At 60.5% G+C, this 14,409-nt stretch carries 15 protein-coding genes; 11 read left to right on the plus strand and 4 right to left on the minus strand.

All coding sequences use genetic code 11. The annotated features are described in order from the left end of the window. Window positions 1-43: 43 nt before the first annotated feature. Window positions 44-622, minus strand: a complete 579-nt coding sequence (locus tag ACP26L_RS13020) for an MOSC domain-containing protein (RefSeq protein WP_426453026.1) — start codon at window positions 620-622, stop codon at window positions 44-46. Between the two features lie 201 nt (window positions 623-823). Here ACP26L_RS13020 and ACP26L_RS13025 point away from each other — a divergent pair, with 201 nt between their 5' ends. The 6 genes from ACP26L_RS13025 to ACP26L_RS13050 all read left to right on the plus strand — a co-directional run bounded on the left by ACP26L_RS13025 (window position 824) and on the right by ACP26L_RS13050 (window position 4,981). Next, window positions 824-1,822 carry a glycosyl transferase family 1 gene (locus ACP26L_RS13025; protein ID WP_426453028.1) on the plus strand — a complete coding sequence of 333 codons (999 nt, stop codon included), beginning with the start codon at window positions 824-826 and terminating at the stop codon, window positions 1,820-1,822. 296 nt (window positions 1,823-2,118) lie between these two features. Then, a complete protein-coding gene (locus tag ACP26L_RS13030) occupies window positions 2,119-2,484 on the plus strand; it encodes a mechanosensitive ion channel domain-containing protein (RefSeq protein ID WP_426453030.1) in 366 nt (121 codons plus the stop codon). Between the two features lie 20 nt (window positions 2,485-2,504). Further along, window positions 2,505-2,702: a hypothetical protein gene (locus ACP26L_RS13035; protein WP_426453032.1), complete on the plus strand. Its 198-nt coding sequence runs from the start codon at window positions 2,505-2,507 to the stop codon at window positions 2,700-2,702. A gap of 45 nt (window positions 2,703-2,747) precedes the next feature. After that, window positions 2,748-3,383 (plus strand): DUF1796 family putative cysteine peptidase, encoded by a 636-nt coding sequence (locus tag ACP26L_RS13040; RefSeq protein ID WP_426453033.1) that lies wholly within the window; start codon window positions 2,748-2,750, stop codon window positions 3,381-3,383. 205 nt (window positions 3,384-3,588) lie between these two features. Then, complete coding sequence (locus tag ACP26L_RS13045) at window positions 3,589-4,791, plus strand: DHH family phosphoesterase (RefSeq protein ID WP_426453035.1); 1,203 nt, start codon at window positions 3,589-3,591, stop codon at window positions 4,789-4,791. 31 nt (window positions 4,792-4,822) lie between these two features. Beyond that, window positions 4,823-4,981 carry a hypothetical protein gene (locus ACP26L_RS13050; protein WP_426453036.1) on the plus strand — a complete coding sequence of 53 codons (159 nt, stop codon included), beginning with the start codon at window positions 4,823-4,825 and terminating at the stop codon, window positions 4,979-4,981. Between the two features lie 148 nt (window positions 4,982-5,129). On the opposite strand, the gene ACP26L_RS13055 is transcribed toward ACP26L_RS13050, so the two are convergent. Further along, on the minus strand, window positions 5,130-5,747 hold the full coding sequence (locus ACP26L_RS13055) for a TetR/AcrR family transcriptional regulator (RefSeq protein WP_426453038.1): 618 nt from the start codon (window positions 5,745-5,747) through the stop codon (window positions 5,130-5,132). Window positions 5,748-5,941: 194 nt separating this feature from the next. Here ACP26L_RS13055 and ACP26L_RS13060 point away from each other — a divergent pair, with 194 nt between their 5' ends. After that, window positions 5,942-7,159: an MFS transporter gene (locus tag ACP26L_RS13060; RefSeq protein ID WP_426453040.1), complete on the plus strand. Its 1,218-nt coding sequence runs from the start codon at window positions 5,942-5,944 to the stop codon at window positions 7,157-7,159. 213 nt (window positions 7,160-7,372) lie between these two features. Here the strand turns inward: ACP26L_RS13060 and ACP26L_RS13065 are convergent, their stop codons facing one another. Both ACP26L_RS13065 and ACP26L_RS13070 read right to left on the minus strand, forming a co-directional pair. Further along, on the minus strand, window positions 7,373-8,080 hold the full coding sequence (locus ACP26L_RS13065; protein ID WP_426453042.1) for a response regulator: 708 nt from the start codon (window positions 8,078-8,080) through the stop codon (window positions 7,373-7,375). Window positions 8,081-8,086: 6 nt separating this feature from the next. After that, window positions 8,087-9,712: an ATP-binding protein gene (locus ACP26L_RS13070; RefSeq protein WP_426453044.1), complete on the minus strand. Its 1,626-nt coding sequence runs from the start codon at window positions 9,710-9,712 to the stop codon at window positions 8,087-8,089. A gap of 351 nt (window positions 9,713-10,063) precedes the next feature. Here ACP26L_RS13070 and ACP26L_RS13075 point away from each other — a divergent pair, with 351 nt between their 5' ends. The 4 genes from ACP26L_RS13075 to pckA all read left to right on the plus strand — a co-directional run bounded on the left by ACP26L_RS13075 (window position 10,064) and on the right by pckA (window position 14,327). After that, window positions 10,064-10,312 carry a hypothetical protein gene (locus tag ACP26L_RS13075; protein WP_426453046.1) on the plus strand — a complete coding sequence of 83 codons (249 nt, stop codon included), beginning with the start codon at window positions 10,064-10,066 and terminating at the stop codon, window positions 10,310-10,312. Between the two features lie 2 nt (window positions 10,313-10,314). Beyond that, on the plus strand, window positions 10,315-11,625 hold the full coding sequence (locus ACP26L_RS13080) for a CitMHS family transporter (protein ID WP_426453048.1): 1,311 nt from the start codon (window positions 10,315-10,317) through the stop codon (window positions 11,623-11,625). Window positions 11,626-11,736: 111 nt separating this feature from the next. Then, window positions 11,737-12,780: a type I glyceraldehyde-3-phosphate dehydrogenase gene (gene gap, locus ACP26L_RS13085; protein ID WP_426453050.1), complete on the plus strand. Its 1,044-nt coding sequence runs from the start codon at window positions 11,737-11,739 to the stop codon at window positions 12,778-12,780. Continuing rightward, on the plus strand, window positions 12,756-14,327 hold the full coding sequence (pckA, locus tag ACP26L_RS13090) for a phosphoenolpyruvate carboxykinase (ATP) (protein ID WP_426453051.1): 1,572 nt from the start codon (window positions 12,756-12,758) through the stop codon (window positions 14,325-14,327). Before gap ends, pckA begins: the two co-directional genes overlap by 25 nt. Window positions 14,328-14,409 lie beyond the last annotated feature (82 nt).

Raw genomic sequence — 14,409 nt, forward strand, 5'->3', positions numbered from 1 at the left:
CCGCGGGTAGCACGAATGACCGCGCGTATCAGCCTAAAACGTCCTACACCCGGTCCAGCGGCCGATGGGGCAGCGGAGGCAGCTTCACGACGATAGAGTCCCCCGGACGGATCAATCCGCCGGCCAGCACAACCGCCATGATCCCGGCCTTCCGGACCAGGCTGCCGTCCGGCTTCTGCTCCAGCACTTGATCCTTCAGCCCCGGCATGAACCGGTCGAGCTGGGGGCACGGATTGCGCAGGCCCGTCACCTCAATCACCGCATCTAGCCCGATATGCAGAACTGCGCCGGCGGGAAGTCCCAGCAGATCGATGCCGCGCGTGGTGACATTCTCTCCCATCTCGCCGGCCCCTACGGGGAAGCCCTTGGCTCGAAGCTCATCATGAAGCTCCGCATGAATCAGATGCACCTGCCGCAGGTTCGGCTGGGTCGGATCCTGCGCGACACGGGATCGGTGCTTGACGGTAGCGCCCTGGTGTGCGTCTCCCTCGACGCCGAGCCCTGCCACGAGCCGGATTTCTTCCAGGCTGCGCTTGCTGAACGTGTGTCCTTCACTCCGGCTGACGGCCGTCACTATGCCGTCGTCTTTGTGCCTGCCCGCATCCTTATGAATGCTATTCATCAGCATGCCTCCCTGCCCCTCATGGTCGCCAATACCTTATGAAATGGGGATATATGATGAAGCAATTTTCCAAATTCAGGGTATCATCGCAGGGCGGATGATGCAAGCACCCATTTTTGCCGGGAGCGGGCTCTTACGGCTACCCGTGGCGCGGGCACCGCATACACTGAAGCATATGGACAAAGAGGAGTTGTTGTGTCAGTGGCTGTCATCATCTACCCGAAGACGCTCAGCTGGAATTATATGAAGCAGCGTCCGCAGCAGCTCATGACTCATCTAGGAAGGAGGGGACACCGGGTCTTCTTCGAGAACCTCACTCCCCTTAAGGTACAGTTCGAGGAAGTGGAGCCGAACGTGTTCCTGTTCAGCGATACGCATAGGTTGATCGGGCAGGTGCTGCCGGAGCTGAGGCGGAGCGAGCAGGTGATCGTGTGGACGACATGGGCCAAGCAGCGCACACGCATCCCCCTGTTTCGGCCGAACCGGGTAGTCTATGACTGCTGCGACGAGTTTCCCCAGTGGGCGAGGTACGAAGCGCCCATGGTGGCCTCGGCAGACCATGTCGTCTGCAGTGCGGAAGTCATCCGGCAGCGGCTGGAGCTGGCCTACCCGGATAAGGGCATCACACTGATCCGCAATGCGGCGGATGAACGGTTCCTGGCTCGGGATCGATATCCCCGTCCGGCGGATCTGCCCGAGGGTCCCCTTGTCGGGTACATTGGAGCCTGGGCTTACTGGGTGGACCATCCGCTTGTGATGACCATGGCCCGGTGGTTCCCGCATGTGCAGTTTGTGTCCATCGGTGCGGCCTATGGTGATGTGCCGTCCTATGGGGAATTCCCGAACGTCCATGTGCTGGGCGAGAAGCCGCATGAGGCGCTGCCTGCTTACCTGCAGCATTTTGACGTGGCGATGATTCCGTTCCGCTACCATCCGATTACGCTGGCCACCAATCCGGTCAAAGCTTACGAATATCTCGCCGGTGGGGCGAGGGTGCTGTCTACGGCCCTGCCTGAATGCATCGCTATGCATCCGCACGTGGTTACAGCGACGTCGCATGACGATTTCGGCTGGAAGCTTCACAAGCTGCTGAGTGAATCCGACTCCCCCGGGGCGAAGGAGCAGCGGAGGGCGTATGCGTTCCGCAACCGGTGGGAGGAGCGGGCCCTCCAGGCGGACGCCCTTATCCGGTCTTTATGAGCCGGGAAGTCTCGCAGAACGGAACCTGACCTACAAGATGCGGACAAAAGAAAGCTGTCGGAGCGGCAGGCGCGCATTCGGCCGCTCCGACGGAACCAAGCTCCGGAGGCGTAAAGAGAAGAGGGCTGATGCATGCTGCAGCCGCCCTTTTTGGCGCGGTGCCGTCACTCTACTCTATCAATCTCTCATACACTGAGATGTACCACTTATTCCCAGTTGCAGAAGGGAGTTTTGCTGCCATGTGTTTTTTTTGCTGGAAGCCAAGCAAGGAGCTCGAGAGGAGGGTGCGCCGGCTTGTGGTAGAGTTCGAAGCGTTCCGCGAGCTTGCAGCCGGGGAGATCCGCCGCCTGGAGGATGCGCAGCTGGCCCTGAAGCAGGAAGTGAACCAGCTCCGCGGCGAGCTCCTTGAGCTTGAGGGGCAGTGGATCGCGGTGACAAGCGAGCTCGCGGAACTTCGGGAGCAGCTGGAGACCGGACTGTTCCCGCAGCCTGAGCTTAGGGCGTACCTGGAGTCGAAGCTGGGCGACACCGTTTCCATTACACTGCCTGATGCGTCGCTGCAGGGCGTGGTGATTACGGTAGGCGTAGACGCGGTACAGATCCGGGAAACGTCCGGCGAGCTCGTCATGATTCCGCTGTCGCAGATCGTGGCCGTTCAATAACCAGGAGAGGAGAGATCGTAATGAACTTCAAGCAGATGTTGTCATCTTTCATCGGCAGTGAAGTCGAGGTGCTGGTGCCAGGTGAGCTGTTTACCGGCGAACTGCTGGCGGTAACCGGGTCGCGGATTACGCTCAAGATCACTCCGGTCATTTATGGCCCTCCCGGAGATGAAGCGGTGATTCCGCTGCGCGCCATCCAATTTGTCCGCGTGGTGTAACCCGGGATTCACCCGAGCGGCGTCCACTAGAGAGGAGTGAAATCCATGCGCTGGAGTACAGCCTCCCGAAGCTATGATGTGGTGATCTCTCTTGGAGCGAACTGCCAGACCGCCTTCCAGCTCAGACGGCTGAAGCTCCGCCGGGACGCCTATCCGTTCGATTGGTTCTATTTCTCCCATACCCCCGAGCTGACGAAGGTGCTGCAGACGGAGTTTGCGCAGTTCATGCGGAGGGACAATCTCGAGCCGGGCCGGCCCAGCCGCGTGACGACGCTTGTGCGCGACCGAGCGACGACATGCTGGTCCTATCATGATTTCCCACTGCCGACGGAGCCGGGCCAGGATCCGCTCTACGGTTATCCGGACTTCCGGAAGAAGCTCGACCGCCGGATTGCCCGCTTTCTGCGGACCGTGCGCAGCGGGCAGCGGATTCTGTTCATCCGCAGCCTGGTCCGCAAGGAGGAAGCCGCGCCACTCAAAAAAGCGCTCGATGAGCTGACGGCTCCCCGCGGCTGTTCTCTGCTCATCGTGAATTACCATGAGGAAGCAGCAGGATGGCAGGAGGAGGAGTGGAACCTGGACGGCGTTTACGCCGTCCGGATCGCCAAAGGTACCCAGTGGTACGGCTCCTCCGAAGCTTGGGATGCGCTGATGAAGAATGTCAGGCTGACCGGCAGATAGCGTGGTTGTTCGAAGACAAGGGCCGCTGCGCCGTCGGTGCGGCGGCTTCTTTGTCATGCCGCCGGACAGCGCGGGGCTTGGCCTCCCAGCCTCGCTGCAGAACCTGTCCCTGCAGCTTCCCGGTCTCTGGCGCATAATTCCATCCTCCGGAGGGAATTTTATCCCTCGTAATCCTAACATGCCTATGCGGGAGGAGCCCCAAGCCATGTACTATCTCTATACCCATAACGATCTCGACGGGCTCGGCTGCGGCATTCTGGCCAAATGCGCGTTCGGCGACAAGGTGGAGGTCCGCTACAACTCCATCGGCGGACTGAACACGCAGGTAGAGCGGTTCCTCGAGCGGACCAAGAAGAAGAAGAAGCACCTCTTCATTACGGACTTGGCCGTCAATGAGGCCAACGAGCAGCGGATCAGCGATTTTGTGAGCAGCGGGGGGAAGGTGAAGCTTATCGATCACCACAAAACCTCCCAGCACCTGAACCGCCACCCCTGGGCGCTCGTGGAGGTGGAGTATGATGACGGGCGGCTGGCTTCCGCCACCTCGCTGTTCTACGACTATCTGCTCAAAGGCCGGCTGCTGAAGCCGAGCCAGGGTCTCGAGGACTTCGTCGAGCTTGTCCGCCTGTACGATACATGGGAGTGGGACAGGGCCGGCAGTATGGACGCGAAGCGGCTCAGCGATCTGTTCTCCATGCTGTCGCTGGAAGAGTTCGAGGAACGGATGCTCGAGCGGCTGAAGACCGGGGAGCCGTTCGCTTTCAGTGCTCTGGAGCTCGAGATGCTGGATGTGGAGGAAGAGCGGATCGGACGGTATGTGCGCCGCAAGAAGCGGGAGACCGTGCAGACTTTTGTCGGGGGATACTGTGTCGGTGTGGTGCATGCGGAATCCTACCACTCCGAGCTCGGCAATGAGCTGGGCAAGGAGTATCCGCACCTGGACTATATTGCGATCATGAACATGAGCGGCCGAAAAGCCAGCTTCCGCACCATTCACGACGATGTTGACGTGTCCGCCGTAGCGGGACAGTTCGGAGGAGGAGGGCACGCGAAGGCATCGGGTTGCCCGATGACGGAGGACGTATACCGCATCTTCGTCGCGGAGACCTTCTCCAAGGAGCCGCTGCGCATGGATGCGTTCAGGAACGAATACAACGTCAAGGATTCTTCCTTCGGCACCCTGTACGAGAACGGCAAAGAACAGCAGATGTTCGTTTTCGCTTCGGATGAGGATTGGATTGTCGATGTGGAGGGGGACGAGCTCAACCGTACGTTCCCGTCGTTCGAGGAAGCGGAGAGGTATGTCAAGCGGCAGTACGGCGCCTGGCTCGTTCGTGACGAGGTCTACATCGCCTACCTCATGGAGCATATGAGCCACCGCAAATCGCAGGCGCTTGTACTGATGTAGTTCAGACCGGAGGATAAAAGGAGATGATGCGGTGAATCGGGAAAGCGCAGGGAAGCGGGAGTACGAATCGGACGGGGCAGACCTTGGGGCCATCCAGCGGCGGCTGGAGGAGGCGGAGTCCATCACGAGAGTGCCTGGCGAGTCCGCGATTGATGCAGCCGACGAAATGGATGCGGAGCCCGGGACTTAAGCGGCCTTAAGAATACGAAAGAGCAGCAGCATGCTGCGGCCCAAAGAGAGCCGGTGCGGTGCACGGGCTCTCTTTGGGTAGGTATGGAAAAGCGGCAGTAATGCAATTTCAAACCCGATCCTGCAGCAGGCTGCCCGCTAAGGGATGGTCAGGTCCCGTCTTCAACCACACAAAAGAAGTCAAGAATAGCATCCCAGGCTTCCGAGCGGTTGTCACAAATCTTAAATCCCTGTGACTCCGATATCATTCGGGCATGGGCAATCGTCAGGAAGTAAAAAGCGAGCTCCCGGGCAGACCCTGCCCTGAACTGCCCGGCAGCCTGTCCCTCCGCGAAGATGTCCGCCAGAATATCCAGATTCTCGCTCATCTTGCCACGGACGGAGGCCTTCAGCTCCTCGGAGATCGTCTCAGAGGAGAAAATCTGGTCGACGAACATCTGATAGAACAGGGCTTCATCCCAAGGCTCATTACGGAACTTGTCGATGAGCTGCTCCAGCTTGCCTTTCGGTGTGCGGTCGAGTGAATGGATCCAAAGCAGGATGTTCTCCAGCACGTTCATATTCATATCGAGAAGGGAGAGATAGATCTCCTCTTTGGAACGAAAATAATTGTAGACGAGCCCGTGGCTCATGCCGGCCTTTTTGGCAATATCGGAGATTTTGGTGGAGGTCAGCCCCTGCTTTGCGAAGAGCTCCACCGCAGCGGAAAGAATCTGGCTGCAGCGTTCCTTGCGGAGTTCCTGGTCTTTGGCTGTGTTTCTTGGCATGGTACCGAACCTCTCCTCTTCCTGCTGGACTCCTCACCGGGTCGATCTTATGATAGTGCGGCAGGGCGGAGGTGTCAAGAACCACCGGAGACGTTTTTTGTTACAGATTGACTTAAAGTCAATCTGTGATATACTACCTTAAGAGAGAAACCGCCGGCCTCCGGCCGGAAGAAAGAAGAGGAGAAACCTTAGTCATGTCAGAGTTACAAAATAAGAAATCCCCGCTCTATATCCTGATGGTCAACATGTTCATCGCGATGCTGGGGATCGGACTCATTATTCCCGTCCTGCCCGAGTTCCTGAAGCATTTTAACGCGGGCGGCCAAACCGCCGGCTACCTGGTGGCCGCCTTCGGCCTGACCCAATTCATCTTCTCGCCGATCAGCGGCGAGTGGTCGGACAAGTACGGGCGCCGCAAGCTGATCATTCTCGGCTTGGCGATGTTCACGATCTCCAATCTTATATTCGCCGCGGCGGAGCAGATCTGGATGCTGTACGTGTCCCGCTTCGTGGGCGGTATCGGCGCGGCAGCCATGATCCCGTCGATGATGGCTTACGTGGCGGACATTACCGATGAGAAAAACCGCGGCAAGGGCATGGGCTTGCTCGGCGCCGCCATGTCGCTCGGCTTCGTGATTGGGCCCGGTATCGGCGGATTCCTCGCCGAATTCGGCTTCCGGGCGCCGTTCTACGTATCGGCCGGCGTCGGCCTTGTGGCCATGCTGCTCTCGATGCTGATGCTGCCGGAGACCTTGTCCGCCGCACAGCGCGACTCCGCGAAGAACAGCACAAGGAAGCGGGAGAGCATCTTCAAGCAGCTCGGCCGCTCGTTCAACGCCCCGTACTTCGTCCTGCTGCTGCTGGTCTTCACGATGACCTTCGGCCTCGCGAACTTCGAAGCGATCTTCCCGCTGTTCGTTGACCAGAAGTACGGCTTCACGGCACGCGAAATCTCGATTCTGATCACGATCGGCGCCTTGATCGGTGCCGTCATCCAGGCCGTTCTAATCAACAAGCTCCTGCTTCGCTTCGGCGAGCGGAAGCTGATCAACCTGACGTTCCTCTTCTCAGCGGTTATGCTTGTGCTGATGCTGGTGTCGGGCGGCTTCTCGTACGTGCTTGTCGTAACGCTGCTCTTCTTCACCTTCACCTCGATCATGCGTCCGGCGATCAATACGCTGCTATCCAAGATGGCGGGTGAGGAGCAGGGCTTCGTAGCGGGCATGAACAACGCCTACATGAGCCTTGGCAATATCTTCGGACCTGCCGTTGCCGGCATCCTGTTCGATATTCACATCAACATTCCTTATCTGCTCGGCGCAGCCGTGCTCATGGCCAGTCTGTTCGTCTCCCTGGCGTGGAGCCGCCGCACCGCTGTGGCCGGCCGAGTCAGCTCCCAGGGCAGCGTCTAAGGGGCAGTTCCCGAAAGTAAGCAGCACCACTGAACAGCTGCGATACGCACAATAAACAAGCACCTTCGTTTCCTTCGGGAAGCGGAGGTGCTTGTTTATTGTCCCAGGGTAACCGTGGACCAGGTCCTGCGATGGGAGGAGCAGAGGATGGCGCATGGAAGTGCCCTGCGGGTCAGCCGCACCTCCAGACCCGCTTGCATCAGGAAGCCGGCTTCATGACAGGCGGCGGGAGTACTTGCGCTCCGGCCGGCCAACCGTGCCGTAGAGGATATCGACCTGCACCTCGCCTACGGAAACGAGGTATTCGAGATAACGCCGCACGGTGGAGTGGCTCATACCCGCCACGGCGGCGAATTCGTCGGCGCCTTTGGGCTCGTCCAGCGTGCGAAGCTTATCGCGTACCAGCTTCAGGGTCAGCTTATCGATGCCCTTCGGAAGGGCCGCCTGCTCGCCGGCGGTCGGTCCGCTGCCGTCCGCCGAGGCAGGCCTGAATAGACGGTCGACCTCATGCTGCTCCATTGTCTGCCGCTGCCCGAGCTGGGCCCGGGTCTGTGCATACTGCTTCAGGGTCGCCGTGAACTTGTCGAGCAGGATGGGCTTGATGATATAACCGTATGCGCCCCCTCGGATCGCCTCACCTACCGTTTCGGTATCGTTCGCGGCGGTGATGAGGATCACGTCGGTCTTCAGCCCGTGCTGCCGGACATGGCGCAGCACATCCATCCCGTTCATATCGGGAAGGAACACATCGAGCAGAATGAGCTGCGGAGTGTACACATCGAGCAGCTCGAGCGCCTGGCGGCCTGTGGCGGCCGTGGCGATGATGCGGAAATCCCCCAGCTTGGCGGCGAACTGCTCGTAGATTTTGGCCGCCACGGGATCATCTTCGACGATCATGACGGTCAGCGTCATATCGGACACTGGGAATCACCTCGCTTCCTCGTGGGCGGATGGATTGGACTTGGGGACGGTGACGGTGAACCGGGCGCCGCCGAGCTCGCTGCGGCCCAGGAAGATGCTCCCGTGCACTGTCTGCAGCGCATGCTTCACGATGGCAAGACCGAGCCCCCGGTTCCCGCCCGGCTTGGTGGAGTACCCGCTGATGAACACATCCTTCTCCCGCTCCGGAGGGATGCCGGGCCCGGTATCTTCAATATCGAAGATAATATCGTGACCCAGATCGGTGAACGAAAGCCGGACCCGGGGGTCACCGATAGACGGTCCGCGGGCGGCCTCCATGGCATTGTCGAGCAGGTTGCCGAGCACCGTGACCAGGGCCTGGCTGTCCAGCCCCTCAGGCAGGCTGGACAGGTGGCTGTCCGGGTCGATGTCGAGGAGCACCTTCAGCTCCCTCGCACGGTTGGACTTGCCGAGCAGGCAGGCGGCGACGAGCGGGTCCCGCACAGAGCTCACCAGGAAGGCGATCACGTCCTGCCGTTCCCGGACCTCACCCGAGATGAGTTCGGCCGCCTTGTCGGTGTGGCCGAGTGTCAGCAGGCCGGAGATCGTGTTCAAGGTATTGAGGTATTCATGGGTCTGGGCCCTCATGTTATCCGAGAAGGCCCGGATCTTCGAGAATTCATCCGTCAGCCGCTCGATCTCGGACTCGGTATGGAAGGTGAAGACCGTGCCTTCCGCCCGGTCTCCGCTCAGGATCGGCTCCGCATGCAGGGCATACACCTCCGAGTCGAGGAACACGCGGTGGTCGCTGTAGCCCCGCTTCGATTCGGCCACCTCCCTGGCAGCTTCGAGGAGGGGGCGGTGGGTCAGCCTGCCGCCAACCTCCAGATGGTGCATCTGCAGCAGCTCCCGGGCCCGGCGGTTCATCGTCACGATGATCCCCTGCCGGTTCACGGCGACGATCGCATCGCGGATGGCTTCGATCGTCGCTTCCTTTTCCTTGAACAGGAAGGCGATCTCGCCCGGCTCCAGGCCGAAGATCAGCTTCTTGACCCGGCGGGCGATCAGGTAGGCGCCGATGATGCCGGCGGCAAGCAGGAGAGCGCTGAGGCCGGCGATGATATGCGTATAGCCTTCGACCACGCTGCGGATATTGCCGGAGAGAAAGCCGGCCGAGACAATCCCGATCACCTCGCCGCGCGCGTTAAACACGGGTGTTTTGCCGCGCAGCGACGGGCCCATCGAGCCGACCGCCTCCGAGATGATCGACTCTCCGGCGAGCACAGGGGCATTGTCGCCGCCCTGCATGCCGCTCCCGATGAGCTCCGGGTTCGTATGGGAGTAGCGGATGCCTTCCCGGGAGCCGACCACCACGTAGCTGGCCCCGGTCTCCCGGCGGATGCGCTCGGCAATCGGCTGGATGACGGAGGAGGGGTCGGGGGTGTCGAACGCCTCCACGACCCGCTCGTTCATCGCGGTCATCCGGGCGACATTCAGCGCATTCTGGCCGATATACCCGGCAACCACCCTCTCCAGCATGACGGTGAATAGGGTGCCGGCCAGCAGCATGCTGGTGAAGACGACAGCAGAGATCAGCAGAACGATCTGCGTCAGCAGACGCAGTCTCGGTCTCGGTTTCGGTATCGGGAACATGAGGCCTCCTGGTCCTACGAAGCTGTGGTTCCGGTGTGGATTGGCCTGGTTTCCCCATGCCCTTCGGTCTGAGGAACGGCTTAAAAGTCCTTCACGATCGCGATGGATGGAGAGAAAAGGCGAAATGGTCATTCGTACATTGTAACAGATTTCTTGTATTCGCTTCCATGGGAGATGCAGGGAGGGAGCCGTGAAATTTATGAAAAAAATGAACTTCATGAAAAAAATCCAACTTATGCGTGAAAACTGTTCCCTTCACCTCAGGGTCTCTATACTACTCGTAAGAACAAAATAATGCGCTTACATGGAAGGGGTTCCATAGAGTGCAGCCCTCGAGGAGGATGATTGGAGATGCAGGCACAGCAAACCATGCTGAAAACTTACAGAAGAATGAAAGCGGTTAAGACAGCGGGGAACTCCACGGCCTGTCCGCTCTGCGGTGCGGATGCCGCCCGAAGCCGGAGGCCGGAAGAGCTCTGCGAGACGTGTCTCGATCTGCTGGAGTTCGGCTATGCTTCCTTTCCGGCGTACCGTCTGGAAGACAATCGGTTGAAGGAAGACTTCGTTCACATGCTGCCTTCCGCGGCAGGGGGGTGCTGAAGATGTTTCTCTCGCTGCTCGGCTTCGGAATGATCACGGTCTTCATGTACCTGATCATGACGAAGCGGATCTCGCCGCTGGCGGCGCTGATCCTTGTACCGATTGTCTTCGCCCTGATCGGCGGCTTCCATGCGGAGCTCGGGAACATGATGCTGAACGGTGTCAAGACGATCGCTCCTACCGGCGTTATGCTGACCTTCGGCATCCTCTATTTCGGCGTCATGATCGATGCCGGCTTGTTCGATCCCATGGTGAATACAACGCTGAGGCTGGTGAAGGGCGATCCGGTCAAGATCGTCGTCGGCACGGCACTGCTGTCGCTGTTCGTGTCGCTCGACGGGGACGGCTCCACCACCTACATGATCGTGGCTGCAGCGATGCTGCCCCTGTACCAGCGGCTCGGCATGAACCCGCTGATTCTGTCCGCGATAACGATGCTCGGCAGCGGCGTTATGAACATTACGCCATGGGGAGGACCTACCGCCCGCGTCATGAGTGCCCTGCATCTCGATGCCTCGGAGGTGTTCACGCCGCTGATTCCAGGCATGGTGGCTGCCGCGGTATGGGTCGTCTTCGCCGCCTATCTGCTTGGGCGCGGAGAGCGCAAACGGCTCGGGCTCGAAGGCGCACTGCGCCATCCGGAGCAGGAGGCGGCCATCGCCGGGCTCGCGGCTTCCACCGAGGTGCTTGAGCACAAGCGGCCGAGGCTGCTCTGGTTCAACTTTACGCTGACCGCTGCGCTGATGACCTGTCTGATCCTGAACGTGCTGCCGCTGACGATTCTTTTTATGATCGCGCTGGCGATCGCCCTTATCGTGAACTATCCGAAGCTCGCGGACCAGAAGGAGCGGCTGGAGGCCCATGCCGGCAATGCGCTTGCTGTGGCAGGCATGGTGTTCGCCGCCGGGATCTTCACCGGCATTCTCTCCGGCACGAAGATGGTCGACGCCATGGCCCAGTCCCTCGTCGCCGTTATTCCCGATGCACTCGGGCCGCATATGCCCGTGATCGCCGCGCTCGCTTCGATGCCGTTTACGTTCTTCATGACCAATGACGCGTACTATTTCGGTATTCTGCCTCTCATTACGGAAGCGGCGGCGGCTTACGGGGTCACCCCGGCAGAGATGGCCAGAGCGTCGCTGCTAGGACAGCCCGTGCATCTGCTCAGCCCGCTGGTACCGTCGACCTACCTGCTTGTAGGCCTGGCGGGCGTTGATTTTGGCGACCACCAGCGGTTCACCCTGAAGTGGGCGGTGGGTACTACGGCTGTCATGCTGGCCACCGCCCTGCTGCTTGGCGTGATCGTGTTCTAAATGAACAAAAAGAGAATTAATGAATTAAATAGTGCACATTATATATTAAATAGTGTACAATAAATACCGAGATCAAACTTTATATGAGTGTACCATTGGAGGCGATCGAGGGTGAAAGTGACGAAAAGCATCGGCATCAGCGGAATGGGGAGGATTGGACGGCTTCTGATCCGCCGGCTCTTCTCGGGAGAAACGTCGGGACTTGCGCTTAAGGCGATCAACTGCGTCTACCCCGCGGAGACGGTAGCCCACCTGCTCAAATACGATACGGTCCACGGCCGCTGGGACGCTGACGTCTCGGTAGAGGACGGCGGGCTCGTCATTAACGGACAGAGCATCCGTGTTACCTGCGAGCGGGACCCGGAGAATCTGCCCTGGAGAGAGCTCGGCGTAACCCTGGTGCTGGATGCGACGGGCAAGTTCAACAGCCGGGAGGGCGCCGCGAAGCATCTCGCCGCCGGAGCTGCCGAGGTCATCCTGACCGCGCCGGGGAAGGATGTGGACTTGACGGTCGTGATGGGGGTGAACGACGGCATATACGATCCGCAGAAGCACCGGATTCTCTCCGCCGCCTCCTGCACCACGAACTGCCTGTCGCCCGTGCTCCATATCCTGGACGGTGCCTTCGGAGTTACCGGCGGCTGGATGACCACCGTTCATTCGTTCACCTCCGATCAGAATCACCTGGATAACCCGCATAAGGATCTGCGGCGCGCCCGCGCCTGCACCCAGTCGATCGTGCCTACGTCGACCGGAGTCGGCAAGGCGCTCGGGGATGTGCTGCCTCACCTGGCCCCGCACATCCAGGGCTTGTCCCTCCGGGTGCCGACGCAGGATGTCTCGCTTATCGATCTGACGGTCCAGGTCCGGCGCTCCGCTGATGCGGCCGAGGTGCGCGGGGTCTTCCGCGAAGCGGCGCAGGGGGCGTTCTCCCGCTATCTCGGATACACCGAAGAGCCGCTCGTCTCGGTGGACTTCATCGGCAGCTCCCAATCCGCGGTGGTCGACGGCCTGTCCGTCGCCTCCATGGAGAATCAAATCAAGGTGCTCGCCTGGTATGACAACGAGTGGGCCTATGCCTGCCGGGTTGTGGAATTGGCGGAGCTTACAGCAGAAAGGAATGTGCAGCCATGGCAAAGCGCAGTGTTGATATAATCGAATCGGAGCAGGTACATTACGGACTCGGGGTTAGCGAGCTGATCGAGGAGGCGCTGGCCCGGGGAGAGGGCAGACTGACCTCGACCGGCGCCCTGAGTGTGCGCACGGGTGCGTTCACGGGCCGTTCGCCGAAGGACAAGTACATTGTCAGCGAGCCTTCCGTGCGCGAGCAGATCGATTGGGGTCATGTCAACCGACCCATGACGGAGGAGCAGTTCGAACGGCTCTATCTCCGGGCGCAGGACTATCTGGCCGGCCGCGAGACCTACATCTTCGACGGCTATGCGGGCAGCGATCCGGCTCACCGCCTGGCGATCCGCGTACGGACCGAGTATGCCTGGCACAACCTGTTCGCTAGGCAGCTGTTCATCCGTCCGGCGGACGGAGAGCAGGGGGCGGTGACGCCCGACTTCACGGTGCTGGCGCTGCCGGGCCTGAAGGCCGAGCCGGAGAAGGACGGCACGAGATCCGAGACGTTCATTGTCATCTCCTTCGAGCGCCGGATGGTTCTTATAGGCGGAACGGAATATGCCGGCGAGATGAAAAAGTCGATCTTCAGCGTCCTGAACTACCTGCTGCCGCTGCAGGGCGTGCTGCCGATGCACTGCTCGGCCAGCGTAGGCGGACGCGGAGATACGGCGCTCTTCTACGGCCTGTCGGGCACCGGCAAGACGACCCTCTCGGCCGACCCGTCCCGCCGCCTCATCGGCGATGACGAGCACGGCTGGTCGGAGCGCGGCGTGTTCAACTTCGAGGGCGGCTGCTACGCCAAGTGCATCGGCCTCACCGAAGAAAAGGAGCCGCAGATCTGGCAGGCGATCCGTCACGGCGCCGTGCTGGAGAACGTAGCGGTGAATCCGTTCACCCGCGAAGCCGACTACAGCAGCGGGGAGCTGACGGAGAACACGCGGGCCGCTTATCCGATCGACTACATTCCGAATGCCGTTCCGGACGGCATGGCCGGCCACCCGGAGGTCATCGTCTTCCTGACCGCCGATGCGTCCGGCGTGCTGCCCCCGATCGCCAAGCTGACGAAGGCGCAGGCGATGTATCATTTCCTCTCCGGCTATACCTCGAAGCTTGCGGGTACCGAACGCGGCGTCACGGAGCCGGAAGCCGTATTCTCCGCCTGCTTCGGCGCTCCGTTCCTGCCGATGAAGCCGGAAGTGTACGCGCAGATGCTCGGCAGCAAAATCGACCGGCATGCGGTCCGCGTGTATCTCGTTAATACAGGCTGGACGGGCGGTCCTTACGGTACGGGCTCGCGCATGAATCTGGCGCATACCCGCGCGATGGTCGCCGCCGCGCTGGACGGCGGCATCGAGAAGGCGGGGTTCACTCCGGACGCGGTGTTCGGCCTGCAGGTCCCGGACCGGGTTGCCGGCGTGCCGGATCACGTGCTGCAGCCCCGCGGAACCTGGACGGACGGCAGCACCTACGACGCCAAAGCGGCCGAGCTGGCGGCTGCGTTCCACCGCAACTTCGCGAAGTTCGGCGACGTCAGCGAGGATATCCGTGCGGCAGGGCCTGTCGTGGGGAGATAGAACGCCCGGTTCGCAGGAAGTGAACCCGGATGCTTAGGTATAGATTAGACCGGTATGCCGGCTGCAGAGGTTCCTCTGCTCC

It is taken from the genome of Paenibacillus sp. S-38, from assembly GCF_049942825.1.
Taxonomy (GTDB): Bacteria; Bacillota; Bacilli; order Paenibacillales; family NBRC-103111; genus Paenibacillus_G.